Here is a 16,535-nt window from a genome sequence, read left to right as displayed (position 1 = left end):
TCCTGTACTTATCAAGACTTATACTCCGCTCTCCGAACGCGTAAAAACCTCATTCAGAGAATCGAAATGACCCCCGCGAACCTTTGAAAGCTCCCGCTGAGCGCTTATAGTATCATTTTTTACATACTCTGTGTATTATATAACGAAGATGAGGAAAACTCAATCATTTCTTTCCAAATTGTAGGCGGCCATCCGTTGATTTTACTTTCCTCCTGTGATAGAATATCCAAAACATACATGCTCGGAAAGGAAACCTGTTATGAAAAATGTACTCGTCATCGGTTCTGCCTGTGCGGACGTGGTCATCCGCCTGGACCATCTGCCGAAAACGGAGGAAGATATCCATCCGAAAAGCCAGTCCTTCTCCCTCGGAGGCTGCGCTTACAACGTGGCAAACATACTCCGGCAGTCCGGCTCATCCTTTACCTTTCTCACCCCTGTGGGTACCGGGATCTTCGGTGACTTCGTAAGAAACGCGTTATCAGAAAAGGGCTTTCCGCCTCCCATCCGCGTGACGGATCAGGAAAACGGCTGCTGCTACTGTCTCGTAGAAGAAAGCGGCGAACGGACGTTTCTGTCCTGTCACGGTGCAGAATATACCTTCCAAAAAGCCTGGGCCGAACCCATTCGTGACCGATTCTTTGATATGGTTTATGTCTGCGGTCTGGAAGTAGAGGAGCCTACGGGAGAAGAACTCGTTTCCTGGCTGGAAGAGCGGATCAAGCAATTCCCAGAAACGGAACTTTTCTTCGCTCCCGGTCCCCGCATCATGACTATCCCTCCTGAGCGCTTTGCCAGGATCACCGCCCTTCGGCCGATCCTTCATATTAACGAAAACGAAGCCTTTCTGCGTACTGGCTGCCATACATTTGAAGAAGCGGCCCGTCTGTTATCCGCCATAACAAAAAATACGGTCATCATCACGCTGGGGGACAGAGGCGCATACTGCCTGATGGCAGACGGTTCCTGCTGTCATGTCCCGGCTGTGAAGACAACCGTTAAAAATACAATCGGCGCCGGCGATTCCCACATAGGCGCTGTTCTAGCCGGCCTCTCCCATGGAATGGACATGAGAGAATCACTTGCCGCCGCTTCTCACATATCGTCAGCCGTGGTAAACTCCGACAGCTCCGGACTAACCGACGATGAATTTCAGCTGTTCGTCGATCAGTTCTTCCACACTTCCGTAAATCCGTGACGCCGCCATTTTCACCGCTTCGCATGCATTTTCCACTGCAAAGCCGGAAAATTCTCTGATCATCGGCAGATCATTTGCTCCGTCTCCAATGACCAGGATGCCATTCGTATCCACACTGCACAGACTTCCATATTCACGGATGCCGGCGCTTTTATCAATACCTGCTGCGGTGATATCCACACAGTCTACATTCAGATGAGCCCGCACCATATGGCCCAGCCGGCTGTTCACAGCTTCTGCGCAGGCCGCCGCCTCTGCTTCGGAAAGGTGACGCGTACTCATCTGGTACAGCGGGTCGAGAGCTTCTCCCTCTTTGACGGTAATTCGTTTTATTCTGTATTTCTTTCTATTCTCCCATTCATAGCCGTCTTTCAGGCACGTGCAGCATTCAGAAGACATATATGTGTACTGGATCGCCGTGCGCACCGCCGGTTCCCCCATGATCTTTTCCGCCGCTCCTCTGTCCATCGGATGGGCCGAAAGCAGCTGGCCGTCCCTGCTGCAGATCACGGCTCCGCTTGCACAGATCAGAAAATCACAGGGAATTTCCAGTTCTTCTACAGGCTGCCGTATAATTTCCAAAGCCCTGCCTGTCACAATGCCAAAGCGGTTTCCGGCCGCCCGCCATCTCTTAACCGCCTCTATGTTTCTCGCCGTCTGTTCCATATCCGTATAAAACGTACCATCGTAATCACTGGCTAATACTTTCATAACAAATTCCTGTCCTCTTTCATTCTTTCATGTCTCACAACTGACCGCTTCCGCAAATCTTACACTGCCGATTGTACCACATTCGTCTCTGCGCTTCAAGGAGTGCGCGGACAGACTCCGCTATGGCATGAAGAAGGAAAGATAATAGTAAGGCAGAAATGCCCGTCCCAGCAGACCAAGCTGCGGAATCCATGCCCCTGCATCGATAAATACAGGACAGAGAGCCAGGCTGCCGATCATAAAAAACGGTACGGTGCCGGCAAGAATTTCTCCCCGCCCTGCCAGGCGTTTCAGCAGACAGGCAAATGCCGCAATTGCCGCCGTATAAACAGCCATCGCACCAGTCTCCTTTACGAATCCTGAAACACCTGTCAGAGCAGCGCCTGTCAGATAGAGGGAAATCAGGACGGATACGGCTCCCAAAGCTACAGGCGCCATCGTGCCCAGAAACGTATACCACCATTTTTTTCCGTAGGGGATGCAGAGAAATAATCCTTTCTTCTCATCTTCCGCCATAGAGGATACGGCAAAAATTCCTGTTATAAACAGAAATACGGCTCCGATCCCCCTTGCGGGAAAAGTCATGCTCAGGCTGTTTTCCTCTGCTTCTTTGCTTCCTTCCGACTCATATCTAAAGGAAAACGTGCTTCCATTCGTAACGTATTTCTGAAAAAGCTCCTGTATCCTCTCTTCATCCCATGACTTCTCCCTGGCGTAATCATCCAGTATCTCCGGACCATACGTTTCCATCAGGACGGAAAATACCACCTCTTCCGCCATGGAATCCAAAACGGTGGCCGGCGACGACCACATGTCGATTGAACGCCTGTATTTGCCCTTATGGAGCTTTTCTCGTAAGTCAGCAGGAAATACGTAGCCGCACTCAGCCTTTCCTGTTTCCACATCATGTTTCACCTCTTCCGCCGTTTCACAAATGTAGAACGAAAAGGCTCCCGGAAGTTCCACAAGCGCTTCTGCCACATCACGTTCCAGCTCTCCGCCGGCATATAAAGCGATGGAGATTCCGCCGCCACCCTTATTTCCCATCCGTGATACACCGGCCAGGAGAAAGGGGATGCAGAGAAGCACAACGAGAAAGGCTATTTTTTTCATTTGTCTTTTACAAGACAGGACAAACCATACAATGCCGTCACCCATGGCTCCTCCTTCCCAGAACTGCCGCTCCTGATGAAACCAGCACAATCGCTGCCATCTTTGCGGCCTCTGCAAAATCCCATCCTGAAAAAGCTGTTTTTTCCATGGCTTTGATCATAAGCGAAGCCGGCATCCACGCCCCGGCCCCGCGCAGTGCCTCCGGCAGAAAAGCAGACGGTATAATTCCTCCGGACAGGAACATCATCACAATTCCTCCCCAGAAAACTGCCATCATTCCAGCCATTCTGCTTCCGCACAGCTCGTATACGGCAACAACCATGGCAGCCCCTGCCATCACGATGAAAAAGGTTCCGGCTGCACCGCCCAGACCGGCCCGGCCGGCCAGTTCCCACAGCTTGGGATACACCGTTCCGGCCGCCGCTGCCAGAATGAAAAGGGCGGCAGCGTACATACAAGTAACTGCCAGCACTTCGGCCGCCACAGAAATACCGTCTCCAATTCCCATAATTTTAAGTTTTTTATAGAAAACCGCCCGGCCTCTTCCAAAAAATCCGGAAATCGGAATTCCTCCCAGAATCAGAAACATGATGATACCGCAGATTACAAAATGTTCAGCTGTCGTCAGATCTCCTGCCGCTGAAATCATATGTCCCTTAAAATAGATCTCCCGGTCCAGCGCATATTTTAAATACAGGCGGTTTAAATCCCCTTCTGTCTGCTTGATCATATCCTGTTTTCCCGATACGGTCAGCCACTCGTCAGCTGCGTAAATAGCAGCCTGGGCCGTTTTCAGCGTCCTTGTTCCGGCCTCGGTGATCTCCCTCAGCACTTTTGCTTCGATCCCCGGATTTTCCGGCAGCACCACCGTGACCTGGCGGTTTGTGCCGTTCATAATACTTTGGACGAAGTCGTTCGGCACAATCAGAAGTGCCGACAGCTGTCCGCTCTCCAGCATGCTCCTTCCCGTTTCTTCATCGAGATACTGGAAATCGCAGATGCTTTCCACGCTGTCCATAGAGCTGAGCATCGTCATCGCCTGTCTGGCGATTGCATCATTTTCCGGAAGCACCACTCCAGTCTGCACTCTCCCTACAGCTGCCTCGCCGTAAAGGACCTTTCCAGCCAAAAGAGCAATTGTGCCCAGCAAAGCTGCCAGCACAATTGCTCCTGTCATAAAAACCGGAAAAATCCTGCACGCCCGCTTAAATTCCATTCTGCAATAAGTGAACGCTGCAATCATAATTTTCCCCTTTGCCTCATTTTATCCGAGGTATAAATTCTTTACTGCATCATCAGTCCAAAGAACATGGTTATAAGCCCCTGGAGATTATTATTTATCTCCTGGCCTACTGTGTCCCATTCCTCTACCGTAGCTGCCAGCACATCCAACTGTTCGCCTTCCGGAATCGTCACTTCTCCTTCCAGAGGCTTTAAGTAATATTCTCCGGAAAGGACAGCCAGCTGCTCGCCGTTCCAGTTCACGCCGATTGTATCCATGGCGATAGAAATGGATTCCCCTTTCTTCAGGTTGGAAATCGTACCCTGGATTGTCAGGTCGCCATTTTCCGTACCGTTTCCTCCGGCAATCTTCACTGTATAATCGCCTGTTCCGATGCTGTATTCTGCATCACAGCTTCCGGTTACTACCTCTCCGTCGCTTTCGATCTTTACGACTGAGCTGCTGGTCAGCTGCTCTTTATCATAGACGCCTTCTTTCAAAGCAGAGATGGTAATCGTACCGTCGCTGCCCGTCACATCCAGCTTAACGTCCGCATTCTGTGTAATATAGCTTCCGCCCTTCAGCTGAACGTCCAGTGCCAGTTCGATTGCGCCGTCTTCCATATTCAAATTTGTCTTCGCGTTAAATGCTGCAAGACGTCCTTTTTTATCCACATAAACGGTCATATTGATATCTTCTACGGAATCCTCCATAGCAGCAATAGCCTTATCGGCATATTCCTGTACCGTTTCCCATGCCTTTTCCTGAATTTCTTCCGGCGACATTTCGTCGAAACTTGCTCCGCCGCTCAGGCTTACGATCTGTCCAATATATTCCAGTACGTCCTTTTTAAGCGTTTCGTCCTCCATAAAGAACTTGGATGTCGTCTTTACGAAATTAATCATCGCTTCCTGAGAGATCACTACATCGTAGCCCTTGCATTTTGTTTCTGCTCCGTCAACGGTGAATGTTGCTGCGTCCGCCTTTTCTACAGTCATAGCCGCCTTAAAATCATTGATTGCGGCGCTTCCCTCTTTATAGCGTTCCCAAAGTGCTTCCAGGTTAAACGGACGTTCCTCTCCCTTGTCATAGAAGGACCATATGTAATTAAAATAGTCGGAAATCGCAGACGGCTCAATTCCGCTCTGCTGGAATATCTGTCCTGCATAAGGAGAATTCTGAATCTGGCCCTCCAGGTCATCCGCATAATTCAGAACGAATACCTTGCTGCTCAGCTCCGGAATTGACATCATCATTTCCTTCTGATCCAGGTAAATATCGAAGGAAAGGAGGTCCATATTCGCGAGCTGGGTGCCGATTTGTGCATAAACCTTTTTATCTTCCACATTAGACTTGCTAACAGTTGAAAATCCTGATCCTGCAAATACATTCACCTGTGGATTGCTGCTCTCATCAAATGTCAGGCTGAATCCGCCTTCCATGTTCTTTTCCATAGAGTTCTTGGAAATTTCCGACCATCCGAATACTTCTTCGGAAGGATATGTGATATCTTTGGAATAAACGCTCTTAAACGCGTCGATCACCACATCTTTTGGATCTTTTTCCATCATTTTCACAGCGCCGAACACACCGACTGCCGCTACTGCTGCGATGACAGCGCCGCCTATGACCAGCTTTCCTGATTTTTTCTTAGGTGCTGCCAGTAATTCTGCCGCCGGTTCCGGCTGAACAGGAGCCGCTTTTGGTGCCGTATCAACCGGCTCTTTCCCTTCATCCTCTACTACAGGCTCTGCCGGCGCTTCTGCTGCCTCTGTATCTGCTGACGGTTCACCGCCTTCTTTCTGCTCTTCTGCCGGCTGCTGTGTCAGTTCTTTTCCGCACACAGGGCATGTTACTGCCTGATCATCCACTTCTTCGTTACAAAACGGGCATTTCATAATTTTTCCTCCTCATTTCCTACAGTCTCTCGGACAGGCGCTCTACGGGAAAGCCCTGTTCCAGTTCCTTTAAAGTTCCGCCTTTCATGACGTAAATTCGGCTGCACATCTTAATTTCCATCAAATCGTGGGAGGTCAGCACAACGATTCCCCCCTCACTCCTGTACTTATCAAGATATGTTCGGATTACCTCCTTGCACAGCAGATCCAGAGCAGCTCCCGGTTCATCCATGATCAGTATTCTGCCATGATCCGCCAGGGCACAGGCAATGGAAAGCCGCTTCTTCATTCCGCCTGAAAGCTTTCCGGCCGTCTCTTTCTCATGGCCTGACAGGCCCAGGATGGCGGCCGGCCCATCCTTTAAATCCCGGCTCAGGCGCGCCCGGTCTCCCTGATACCACAAAAGGAGATTATCCCTTACGGAAAGTTCTTCCATTAAAGGATTTTCCTGAGGCACGTAGGCAACATGTTCCTTTATCACCTTCCTGCTTCCCAACGCGCTTTGCCCGAAATACGTAAGGCTTCCGCCGTCTGCCTTCAGCGTTCCTGCCAGAATGGACAGCAGCGTCGTCTTGCCGCAGCCGTTCTCCCCTACAATTCCAACACATTCTCCTGCTTCTGCCTGGAAAGAAATATCCTGCAGCACTTCTTTATTTTTGTACCTTTTATGAATTCCAGCTGCTTCTACCATACAATATCCCTCATCCGTGCGTCCACGCATAGTAGAGGGCCGCAGCCCATCCACTCCTGTTTTTCGACCACACTCTCGGCCATTCGGAAACAGGCATCGGACATTCTGCTGTTCCGGTCTCTACCGTAATACTCGGCACCGGATTCTCTTTAATCTGCATCCAGTCTTTAAATCCGCCCTTGCCGTTCGCGCCCAGAATCTGATATCCCGTCTGCTCTGCAAAGACTTTAGCCAGCTCTCTGGACTGTTCCTTTACCTTATTGCCGTCAAAATCCCAGTAAATCACTTCACCTCTGGAATGGTAGCTTACCGAAGCGGACCAGCTTCTGCTGTCTGCCAGTTTCATCAGTCCGGCGCTCTCCGGCTCCGAACCAGGCTTTTCTCCCTTATACCCCGTGTAAGAAGCGTGTCCGGGAGACGTCGTAATCTGTTCCCATTTCGCCGGGAAATTGACATTTAAGTCGACGCCCCGCCCATTGCCCTTACAATACGGGAGATATAGTTCAAACGGTGTTGCCGTCCTCGATTCTTCCATGTCTTTTCCATGGCCCTCCTTAATGATCTGCTGAAGATCATAAGAATGGAGCCCCATAAGTCCCTGCTGGCTCACAGACACTCCGTCAGGATTCACCATAGGCAGAAAATGCACCTGAACCTGATCCAGCATGGATGAAATCGGCTGGCCTTCATAGTTGGCCGTATCCCAGAATTCCAGCGCTGTTTCCAGCTGCTTCATCACGAGAAGAGGAGTCATGTGTTCTCTTCCGTGGATACCGGCCTGGATCATAACGTGTTTTGATGCGCCCGGATTGCCGATTGTAATCTCATAAAGCGCTCTTCCGTCCAGAGATGTTCCAAAGCTGCCGACCCTCATTCTGCCGCCGTACCTGCTCTGCAGTCTGCTGATATCGCCTGCCATCTGCTCATAGGAGTATTTGCCTGCAACCTTTACGATCGGGTTCGATGATTCCTTCAGAGAAATGTCATTGGGGTCTTTCGGCTGCTCACTTTCCTGGCTTACTTCCGTCCCTTCCTGCTGTCCGATCAGATCGCCGGGCCCCTCTGCCAGGGAAACTGCAGGCATCAGGCAGGATAGTCCCATGCTCAATGCCAGAATTCCGGTCAGTCTGTAATGCTTCATAGCTGCCTCCTCATTTCTTTCTACGATATATACCTTACCACATTTTACCGAAAAAAAACATTACACTTTTATTACATTTTCCTGTTTCGGTAAAAAGAGCTCTGAAAGGCGGGATCATACCATACGTCCGGAAAGGTTTTTCCTTTCTCAGAGAACACGGAAAGCCTGCACGCTGCGGAATCGACCGCAATGTACAGGCTTTTCTATGATCGTTTACTTCGTCTCTTCTTTTTCAGCTTTCGGTTCCAGATCGGACGGCTTCATGCTCAGATTGATTCTGCCCATGCGGTCTACTTCGATCACTTTTACCGTTACTTCGTCGCCGATATTTACGACGTCTTCCACTTTTCCGACTCTCTTTTCAGAAAGCTTGGAAATGTGAACCATGCCGTCCTTGTTCGGTGCCAGTTCAACAAATGCGCCGAAATTCATGATACGCACAACTTTTCCGGTCATTACCATTCCTGCTTCCAGTTCTGTAACGATATTCCGGATAATTCCCAGTGCCTTGTCGATCATCGCCTGATCGGTTCCACAAACGCTTACCGCACCGTCATCGGTGATATCGATCTTCACGCCTGTTTCGTCGATGATCTTATTGATTACCTTACCCTGCTTGCCTACTACATCGCCGATCTTTGTAGGGTCGATCATGATCTGCACGATCTTCGGCGCATACTTGCTCAGTTCCTTACGTGGTTCCGCAATTACCGGCATCATGACATCGTCGATAATGTGAAGCCTTGCTTCTCTCGTCTTGGCAATCGCCTCTTCAATAATCGGTCTCGTAAGGCCGTGAATCTTAATATCCATCTGGATCGCAGTAATTCCCTTGTGAGTACCGCCCACCTTGAAATCCATATCGCCGAAGAAGTCTTCCAGGCCCTGGATGTCGGTGAGTACGATATAGTCGTCGTCTGTGTCGCCTGTTACAAGACCGCAGGAAATACCGGCTACAGGTGTCTTAATCGGAACGCCTGCCGCCATGAGAGACAGTGTGGACGCACAGATGCTGGCCTGGGATGTGGAACCGTTGGATTCCATCGTCTCGGATACCGTACGGATTGCATATGGGAACTCTTCCACGCTTGGAAGCACAGGAAGAAGGGCTCTCTCTGCAAGAGCGCCATGACCGATTTCACGGCGTCCCGGTCCTCTGGACGGCTTGGTCTCGCCTACGGAGTAGGACGGGAAGTTGTAGTGATGCATATATCTCTTGGATGTCTCGTTCTCATCGAGTCCGTCCAGCTTCTGACACTCGGATAAAGGAGCCAGCGTACAGATATTGAGAATCTGTGTCTGACCTCTCGTGAACATACCGGAACCGTGTACTCTCGGCAGCAGATCGATTTCTGCTGCAAGACGGCGGATTTCCGTAATTCCACGTCCGTCAGGACGCTTGTGATCCTTTAAAATCATCTTGCGGACCGTCTTCTTCTGATACTGATAAATCGCTTCGCCGATCAGAGGAAGCCATTCTTCGTTGTCAGCAAACGCTTCTTCCAGTTTATCTGTAATCGCCGAGATGTTTCCCTCTCTCGTCTGCTTGTCATCGGTAAATACAGCTGCTTCCATCTCCTCCGGAGTAACGATTTCCTTAATCGCTGCAAAAAGCTCTTCCGGTACGGCACAGCTTTCATATGTGTGTTTCTCTTTACCGAATTCAGCGACGATACCGTCGATGAAACGGATAATTTCCTGATTAACTTCATGAGCCTTGAAAATAGCTTCGATCATAATGTCTTCTGCTACTTCATTCGCTCCGGCTTCAATCATGATGACCTTTTCTCTTGTAGAGGCCACCGTCAGCGCCATATCAGATACCTGCTTCTGTGCTGCCGTCGGATTAATGATGAATGCTCCGTCAATCAGGCCAACCTGTGTGGTTGCACACGGGCCGTCGAATGGGATATCGGAAATACAGGTTGCAATTGCAGAACCGAGCATGGCTGTCAGTTCCGGACTGCATTCCGGGTCTACACTCATTACCAGGTTATTCAGCGTAACATCATTTCTGTAGTCCTTTGGGAACAACGGTCTCATCGGACGGTCGATTACGCGGGATGTCAGGATTGCATTTTCGGAAGCCTTTCCCTCTCTCTTGTTAAAACCGCCTGGAATCTTGCCTACTGCGTATAATTTTTCTTCATACTCTACGCTTAACGGGAAAAAGTCAATTCCCTCTCTCGGCTTGTCGGAAGCTGTTGCCGTAGATAAAACGACCGTGTCACCATAGTGCATAAATGCTGCGCCGTTCGCCTGCGCTGCCACTCTGCCTATATCTACGGTCAGTGTTCTGCCTGCAAGCTCCATTGAAAAACTCTTGTACATAATCTTTTCTCCTTACTTCTTTCTAACTTCTTCTCAGACAGAAGACGCCGAAACTACTGAACAGACCGCGTTTCTTCGCCGCACACGGCCTCTTCAGCGGTCTCGGGGTTCCCTTCTGCCAGCGATCACCTGCACGCAGGTCACCGCCTTCAAAACTAACGATAGGGTGGAGGCAATCCTCCACCCTAAATCGTATATTACTTTCTGATTCCTAATTTCTCGATCAGTGTACGGTATCCCTGCAGGTCGTTCTCCTTTAAATAGTTTAAGAGACCACGTCTCTGGCCAACCATTTTAAGAAGACCACGTCTGGAGTGATGATCTTTCTGATTCTTCTGAAGATGCTCTGTTAATTCGGCAATTCTTGCAGTTAAAATAGCAATCTGTACTTCCGGTGAACCTGTATCTCCAGGTTTTCTTCCGTATTCTGCGATAATAGCAGACTTCTTTTCCTTTGAAATCATGATGATTTCCTCCTTATAATAGATTATTCTTACCGTATACCAGGCTTCCGGTTGGAGACTCCCTGAACTGGGTATCGGCGTTAAACTCATACGAGGTAAAATATATCATACATGCATGGTTTTGTCAATTCCTTTCTCATGTCCCATGGAATCCGGAAGATTGAGTCTGCCAGCCTCCCTCACATGGATGTCCATGCTCCCGCTTCGAAATCCTTCCATATCCAGCGTCACATAGCAGAATCCCAGATTCTTAAGCGCTTTTACGATCATCTCCCGCTTTTCCAGAAACGTGGCGAACTGTTCCTGGTCGATCTCAAGCCGCACGATGTCGCCGTGAAGGCGGAGCCTGACATTTCCCCGAACGTATTCCCTTAGCAGCTCTTCTCCAGCCGCAATGTTGTCCAGGAGATCGTAATCGATCTCTGCCCCGTAAGGCAGCCTCGTCGCCATACACGGAGCAGATGGCCGGCCGGCCGATGAGATTCCATATTCTGCGGCCAGACGGCGTACCTCCTCCTTCGAAAATCCGCATTCCGCCAGAGGACTGACTACCGAAAGCTCACGGAGCGCTCTCAGTCCCGGACGGTATTCTGCCAGATCGTCGCTGTTTGTCCCATCCAGGCATACACCGGCCCTTTTTTCCTCTGCAAAACTCTTAAGCTCAGAAAACAGCCGCTTTTTGCAAAGATAACACCTGTCCGGCGGATTCTTTCGAATCTCCTCCTGTTCCAGTTCGTCGATCTGCAGAACCACATGTACGCCTCCCAGTTCCGCAGCCACCTTTCCGGCATTTTCCATGTCGCAGGAGGGATGAAGCCTTGTGGCAAACGTTACTGCATATACGCATTTTCCCAGTTTTTCTCCGCTGCTGCATGCCATTTTTAATAACAGACTGCTGTCAACGCCGCCGGAAAAAGCGAGGCAGATTCCCTGTTCGGCAAAATGATCCATCATTTCTGACAGCTTCTTTTTCTTTTCAGCAAATTCCATTGTCCTTTCTCCGCTCTCCTTTCCTGCTGCAGCCTGGCAGCATTTTCTCACAGCCCTTCCGAATATTTTCTCTGAGCCATTTCCAAGACAAGGTGGTATGCGTCCTGATAGCTCATATTCCCTTTTTGGCAGATTTCTCTTACACTTTCATATTCCGGATAGCAGGCTGTGCATCCTTTGTGGAAACATATCTTTACCCGAGCTTCCCCGTATTCCGTCTCAACCGTCCCTTTTTTTCTCTCCAAAATGGTACGCTGTACGGCATAACGGCGGATGCCGATGGTCGTGGTACAGGAGAATATAATGTCTTCCAATGCGGAAATCATCTCTTTACGGCAGACCACGTGGAGCACATAAGCCGGCCTGTTTTTCTTCATAAATGCAGGCATATACCATACGTCGGCAGCGCCGCCGTCCAACAGCTGTTCCATGGCAAAGCCAAGGGCTTCTCCGCTGCAGTCGTCGATATTTGTCTCCAGAATCCACATGGAATCATCCTGATCCCGCTCCTCTTCCTCAGCCTTTTCAACCAGCATGGCCCTCAAAATATTGGCATTTTTAAACTCCTTGTTTCCGGCACCTACGCCGATTTTACAGATCCTGTATTCCTTCGGAAGCGCTTCTTTGCAGTGGTACGCAGCAGCGATGGCCGCGCCCGTAGGAGTAACCATCTCCCCCTCGTTGTCCGTCACCTTCATGCTGATTCCGTATGAACTTGCTATATTCGCCGTAGCAGGTACAGGAACGGGGATCACGCCATGCTGGCAGCGTACATATCCATGCCCCTCCGCCAGTGGTGAAACGATGACTTTATCCACCTGAAGATCATCCATAAGCACTGCAACGCTTACGATATCGACGATGGAATCGATCGCACCCACCTCGTGGAAATGAACTTCATCCACCGGAATCCCATGTGATTTTGCCTCTGCTTCCGCCACAATTGCAAACATTTTTTTCGCCATGGCAGAACATGTTCCTTTTCCTTCATCCTGTCGATGATTTCCGTCACATCCCGCAGATTTCTGTGGCAGTGGTCCGTGTTTCCCTCATGAGAATGGCCGTCCCCGTGGTCATGATGGTGATGGCCGTGGTCTTCCCCGTGATCGTGGTGGTGATGATGGCCGTGGTCTTCTCCATGATCGTGGTGGTGATGGCCGTGGTCTTCCCCATGATCGTGGTGGTGATGGCCGTGGTCTCCCCCATGATCGTGATCATGGGGAGCCCCGCCCTCGCCCTGCCCGTCCAGAAAGACGTCAAAATCAAATGCATCGATCCCGCATTTCGATTTTCTTCCAAAGTGCAGGCGGTAACCGCCGACTCCCAGGCTGTCCAGCGCCTTATGAGCCGTTCTCTGTCCGCTCCCAGATCCAGAAGGGCACCTACCGTCATGTCTCCGCTGATTCCGGAATTACATTCCAGATACAATATTCTTTCCATCATCTTTTCCTCCAAAATTCCCCGGCCCGATCGCCGGTACTTATCGAAACCGATCACGACGGCGGGGGTTCAAGTGAATGGGCCGCCGTCCTGGCCTGCTGCATTTTATCTTATTTTATCTTTTGATACCTTCTGACACCTTCCTACTTATGCACAGCCAGCCGGTTGATCTGAGTGCTCAGATAGCCGGCCCCGTAACCATTGTCGATATTGACTACGGAAATGCCGTTTGCACAGGAATTAATCATCGTGAGAAGGGCTGACAGGCCGTTAAAGTTTGCTCCGTAACCGACAGACGTAGGAACCGCGATAACGGGATTCTCCACCAGGCCGGCGACCACCGTTCCCAGAGCACCTTCCATCCCTGCCACGGCTACAACACAGTTTGCCTTCTGAATCCTTTCCCTCTGGCTCAAAAGCCTGTGTAGTCCCGCGACTCCCACATCGTAGACCCTGTCCACAGAGCTTCCGAAAAACTCCGCTGTCTGTGCCGCCTCTTCTGCAACGGGAATGTCAGCCGTACCTCCCGTGCAGATGACGATGCAGCCTTCTTTCGCCTTATTTTCTTTTTCTATTTTAATGATTCTGGAAATCGGGTCATATACGGTTTCCGGCAGCACGGTCTTTACCAGTTCGTACTGCTCTGCACTCGCCCTTGTCCCCAGTACCTCTCCATTTCTTTCATATAATGTCTGAAAAATCTGTATCAGATATGCATCCGGCTTTCCCTGACAGAATACCGTCTCCGGAAATCCGGAACGCAGTTTTCTGTGAAAGTCCAGTTTTGCATACCCCAGATCCTTATACGGCAGGTCTTTCAGCTCTGCCTCCGCCTGTTCTACGGACATCGTCCCCTCTGATACCTTCTTCAGTAATTCCCTTGTATCCATCTGCCGCTCCTTTACTCGCTTATATCCTTCACGCCCTGTAATTTCTGATTCTTCAGGACCTTACTTCCTATTCCAGCCTGACGATCCTCGTACACACCCGCTCCAAAAGCCCTTCCGAATGGCTTACTACAAGAATCCCAAGACCTCTTCTCTCTGCTTCTTCCAAAAGAAACTGCCAGATCTGACTCTGTGTCAAAAGATCCAGCATGGTGCTGATTTCGTCGGCCAGTAAAATCTCCGTCCTCTTTCCCAGCGCTCTGGCAATGCAAAACCGCTGCAGTTCTCCTCCCGACAGCTCAAATGGGTAACGGTTCTCCCAGCCTTTCTCGATTCCAAGTCCCCGGACGATCCGATCTTCCACCTGATCTCCTTCTTCCAGTACCGTCTTCATTTTCCTTCGGGGATTGACGGAAAGTTCCGGATGCTGCCAGATCATCTGGACCGGACAGTATCCCTTCCAGCTGGTAAGCGGTTTTCCGTCCAGCAGCACCTGTCCGCTGTCCGCCTGCTCATATCCGGCAAGAATTTTACAGCACGTTGTTTTTCCGAAACCGCTAGGCGCCGCCAGGCCGACGCGTTCGCCGCTCTCCACGGAAATGCTGAACCTGTTTAATATCTTCCTGTTTCCATTGTCATACCGGAAAGAAAGTTCCCTGCCCTCCAGTTTCATCTCCGCTCTCCTGCCTTTCTGATATCCTCTATGCATCTGACATGTCCGCCGTTTACAAAGAGCCATGGAATTTCCCCGCCGCACGCCTCTTTTGCGAACGGACATCTGGGCCGGTACGGACAGCCGCCTGCAATTTCTCCTGCATAAGGCTGTGTTCCCGGTTCTGCAATGAAACCGTTTTTCGGCATAGCACGGTACAGAGCCCTGGTGTATGGATGGCGCAGAGTCTCTTCTGTCATAAAATCTTCTGCGGAAGCTTCCTCGATCGTAGTTCCTGCATACAAAACTGCAATGGAATCCGCCACATCAAGGGCCAGTTCCAGGTCATGGGTAATCAGCAGAACCCCAGCTCCGTCGTCTGCGATTTCGCGAAAATGGCCCAATACCCTTCTGGCCGCCTCGATATGGAGTCCGGGAGTCGGTTCATCTGCAATGACGAGACCCGGCCGTTCCATGACGGCTGTAGAAATCAGGATTCTCCTGGCCATACCTCCGGAAAGCTCAAAAGGATATAAATGTTCCGTATCCCTTCCCAGCCCGTACCGCTTTAAAATATCTCGTTCCCTGTCTTTCGACGCCCTGTCCTTCCTGCCGTTTCTCACCTGTGCGCCCACCTTCATAAGCGGATCCAGGTAAGATACGCTCTGCGGAACGAGAACGATCTCTCTTCCCCGAAGCGCCTTCTGCCTTTCTTCGGTCAGGGCTTCTCCTTTATAAATCATACTGCCTTCCAATGATGCGTTGTATGGAAGAATTCCCAGGATTCCGTGGGCCAGCAGGCTCTTTCCCGATCCGCTGGAACCGATCACCGCCGTAATCTCACCGGCGCGTACCGTAATATTCAGATTCCTGATCACCTGAAGCTCTTTCCTGCTAAACCACTTCTCATACTGAGTAAAGCTTATGGAAAGATTGTTCACCTCTAACATACAGCTTCCCTGCCCATCCGTCTTCTGATTTGTCATATTTGTCTCCCCTGCCATTTTCTATTCATGAGCGCTTCCAGGGTCCAGAACACGCAATAGCCCCTGGCCGATGAAATGAAACATCATCACTGTAAGCAGCAGAAAAAGTCCCGGGAAAAGGGCCAGCCACCATCTCCCCATAGCCAGATATTTCATGCTCTCAGAAAGGATCACGCCGATCGCCGGCTGTTCCGGTGAAAGGCCGAATCCCAGAAATGTGATACTCGCTTCATGGAGAATTGCATGAGGAAAAAGCAGAATCAATCCAACGACAAACTGTGGCAGCAGATGAGGCGCCATATGGCGGAACGCGATATGCCACTTGCCGTGTCCCAGCCTTTCGGCAATCTTCACATAATTGCTCTCTTTCAGCTGCAGCACCTCTCCCCGGATCAGCCTTGCCAGAGAGGTCCAGTGAGTCAGGGATACGCCGATTACAACGCCCCAGAATCCCCTTCCGCATGCATAAGAAATTAATATTAAAAGCAGAATATGTGGTATTCCCATAATAACATCAATCAAACCACAGATCAATCCATCCGCTCTTTTTCCCATGACGGCCGCCCCAGTTCCCAGAAGAAAAGCCAACACTGCACTGACAGCCGCCGTCAAAAGGCCGATGCGTATACTCAACGACAGGCCTGTAACTGTCCGTTTGAACATATCGCGGCCCATCCAGTCTGTTCCAAACGCATGCCTCAAGCCGGGCAGCACGTTCTTTTCTGAAAAATCAGTTGCCAGAGCAGCCTCTCTCCAGTATTGGCCCAGCAGCGTTATAAAAGCCAGGAACAGGACAGCCGCGGCCATAAGT

14 protein-coding genes and 1 pseudogene are annotated in these 16,535 nt (G+C 50.3%); 1 reads left to right on the top strand and 14 read right to left on the bottom strand.

Features of this window, described 5'->3' with window-relative positions; all coding sequences use genetic code 11:
• The first annotated feature begins 259 nt into the window (after positions 1–259).
• On the top strand, positions 260–1,198 hold the full coding sequence (locus tag DXA13_RS00745) for a PfkB family carbohydrate kinase (protein WP_118241248.1): 939 nt from the start codon (positions 260–262) through the stop codon (positions 1,196–1,198).
• Here the strand turns inward: DXA13_RS00745 and DXA13_RS00740 are convergent.
• The 14 genes and pseudogenes from DXA13_RS00740 to DXA13_RS00675 all read right to left on the bottom strand — a co-directional run bounded on the left by DXA13_RS00740 (position 1,136) and on the right by DXA13_RS00675 (position 16,531).
• Positions 1,136–1,909 (bottom strand): HAD family hydrolase, encoded by a 774-nt coding sequence (locus DXA13_RS00740; RefSeq protein WP_118241247.1) that lies wholly within the window; start codon positions 1,907–1,909, stop codon positions 1,136–1,138. The genes DXA13_RS00745 and DXA13_RS00740 overlap by 63 nt on opposite strands.
• A gap of 120 nt (positions 1,910–2,029) precedes the next feature.
• Positions 2,030–3,067, bottom strand: a complete 1,038-nt coding sequence (locus DXA13_RS00735; protein ID WP_118241246.1) for an ABC transporter permease — start codon at positions 3,065–3,067, stop codon at positions 2,030–2,032.
• A complete protein-coding gene (locus DXA13_RS00730; RefSeq protein WP_118241245.1) occupies positions 3,060–4,265 on the bottom strand; it encodes an ABC transporter permease in 1,206 nt (401 codons plus the stop codon). The genes DXA13_RS00735 and DXA13_RS00730 overlap by 8 nt, the downstream gene beginning before the upstream one ends.
• A 41-nt stretch (positions 4,266–4,306) precedes the next feature.
• Entirely contained in the window at positions 4,307–6,142 is a 1,836-nt protein-coding gene (locus tag DXA13_RS00725; RefSeq protein WP_118241244.1) for a hypothetical protein, read from the bottom strand.
• Between the two features lie 19 nt (positions 6,143–6,161).
• Entirely contained in the window at positions 6,162–6,833 is a 672-nt protein-coding gene (locus tag DXA13_RS00720) for an ATP-binding cassette domain-containing protein (RefSeq protein WP_118241243.1), read from the bottom strand.
• A 10-nt stretch (positions 6,834–6,843) separates the two neighbouring features.
• Complete coding sequence (locus tag DXA13_RS00715) at positions 6,844–7,974, bottom strand: M14 family zinc carboxypeptidase (protein ID WP_118241242.1); 1,131 nt, start codon at positions 7,972–7,974, stop codon at positions 6,844–6,846.
• Between the two features lie 213 nt (positions 7,975–8,187).
• Positions 8,188–10,305: a polyribonucleotide nucleotidyltransferase gene (locus DXA13_RS00710; protein ID WP_118241241.1), complete on the bottom strand. Its 2,118-nt coding sequence runs from the start codon at positions 10,303–10,305 to the stop codon at positions 8,188–8,190.
• Positions 10,306–10,502: 197 nt separating this feature from the next.
• Entirely contained in the window at positions 10,503–10,769 is a 267-nt protein-coding gene (rpsO, locus tag DXA13_RS00705) for a 30S ribosomal protein S15 (RefSeq protein WP_118241240.1), read from the bottom strand.
• 105 nt (positions 10,770–10,874) lie between these two features.
• The gene (gene larE, locus DXA13_RS00700; RefSeq protein ID WP_118241312.1) at positions 10,875–11,759 is read right to left on the bottom strand and encodes an ATP-dependent sacrificial sulfur transferase LarE; all 885 of its coding nucleotides are present in this window, start codon (positions 11,757–11,759) and stop codon (positions 10,875–10,877) included.
• Between the two features lie 47 nt (positions 11,760–11,806).
• Positions 11,807–13,151, bottom strand: a pseudogene (gene larC / locus DXA13_RS00695) (nickel pincer cofactor biosynthesis protein LarC).
• 191 nt (positions 13,152–13,342) lie between these two features.
• Positions 13,343–14,089, bottom strand: coding sequence for a nickel pincer cofactor biosynthesis protein LarB (gene larB / locus DXA13_RS00690; protein WP_118241239.1), 747 nt, complete (start codon positions 14,087–14,089; stop codon positions 13,343–13,345).
• A 67-nt stretch (positions 14,090–14,156) separates the two neighbouring features.
• Complete coding sequence (locus DXA13_RS00685) at positions 14,157–14,759, bottom strand: ATP-binding cassette domain-containing protein (protein ID WP_118241238.1); 603 nt, start codon at positions 14,757–14,759, stop codon at positions 14,157–14,159.
• On the bottom strand, positions 14,756–15,724 hold the full coding sequence (locus DXA13_RS00680; RefSeq protein WP_243008906.1) for an ABC transporter ATP-binding protein: 969 nt from the start codon (positions 15,722–15,724) through the stop codon (positions 14,756–14,758). Before DXA13_RS00680 ends, DXA13_RS00685 begins: the two co-directional genes overlap by 4 nt.
• 21 nt (positions 15,725–15,745) lie before the next feature.
• Positions 15,746–16,531 (bottom strand): ABC transporter permease, encoded by a 786-nt coding sequence (locus DXA13_RS00675; RefSeq protein ID WP_118241310.1) that lies wholly within the window; start codon positions 16,529–16,531, stop codon positions 15,746–15,748.
• Between the last annotated feature and the right edge of the window lie 4 nt (positions 16,532–16,535).

The organism is Clostridium sp. AM58-1XD, from assembly GCF_003464085.1.
In the GTDB taxonomy this organism is placed as follows: Bacteria; Bacillota; Clostridia; order Lachnospirales; family Lachnospiraceae; genus Lachnoclostridium_A.
The sequence above is the reverse complement of the archived record's forward strand: the minus strand, read 5'-3'. Positions and strand labels throughout refer to the sequence as shown.

Bases quoted from the DNA above. Each gene is read 5' to 3' on its own strand.
- DXA13_RS00735 (WP_118241246.1), bottom strand. From the start codon at position 3,067: ATGGGTGACGGCATTGTATGGTTTGTCCTGTCTTGTAAAAGACAAATG.
- DXA13_RS00745 (WP_118241248.1), top strand. From the start codon at position 260: ATGAAAAATGTACTCGTCATCGGTTCTGCCTGTGCGGACGTGGTCATC.
- DXA13_RS00675 (WP_118241310.1), bottom strand. From the start codon at position 16,531: ATGGCCGCGGCTGTCCTGTTCCTGGCTTTTATAACGCTGCTGGGCCAA.
- DXA13_RS00685 (WP_118241238.1), bottom strand. From the start codon at position 14,759: ATGAAACTGGAGGGCAGGGAACTTTCTTTCCGGTATGACAATGGAAAC.
- DXA13_RS00725 (WP_118241244.1), bottom strand. From the start codon at position 6,142: ATGAAATGCCCGTTTTGTAACGAAGAAGTGGATGATCAGGCAGTAACA.
- DXA13_RS00720 (WP_118241243.1), bottom strand. From the start codon at position 6,833: ATGGTAGAAGCAGCTGGAATTCATAAAAGGTACAAAAATAAAGAAGTG.
- larE (WP_118241312.1), bottom strand. From the start codon at position 11,759: ATGGAATTTGCTGAAAAGAAAAAGAAGCTGTCAGAAATGATGGATCAT.
- larB (WP_118241239.1), bottom strand. From the start codon at position 14,089: ATGGATACAAGGGAATTACTGAAGAAGGTATCAGAGGGGACGATGTCC.
- DXA13_RS00710 (WP_118241241.1), bottom strand. From the start codon at position 10,305: ATGTACAAGAGTTTTTCAATGGAGCTTGCAGGCAGAACACTGACCGTA.
- DXA13_RS00740 (WP_118241247.1), bottom strand. From the start codon at position 1,909: ATGAAAGTATTAGCCAGTGATTACGATGGTACGTTTTATACGGATATG.
- rpsO (WP_118241240.1), bottom strand. From the start codon at position 10,769: ATGATTTCAAAGGAAAAGAAGTCTGCTATTATCGCAGAATACGGAAGA.
- DXA13_RS00715 (WP_118241242.1), bottom strand. From the start codon at position 7,974: ATGAAGCATTACAGACTGACCGGAATTCTGGCATTGAGCATGGGACTA.
- DXA13_RS00730 (WP_118241245.1), bottom strand. From the start codon at position 4,265: ATGATTGCAGCGTTCACTTATTGCAGAATGGAATTTAAGCGGGCGTGC.
- DXA13_RS00680 (WP_243008906.1), bottom strand. From the start codon at position 15,724: ATGACAAATCAGAAGACGGATGGGCAGGGAAGCTGTATGTTAGAGGTG.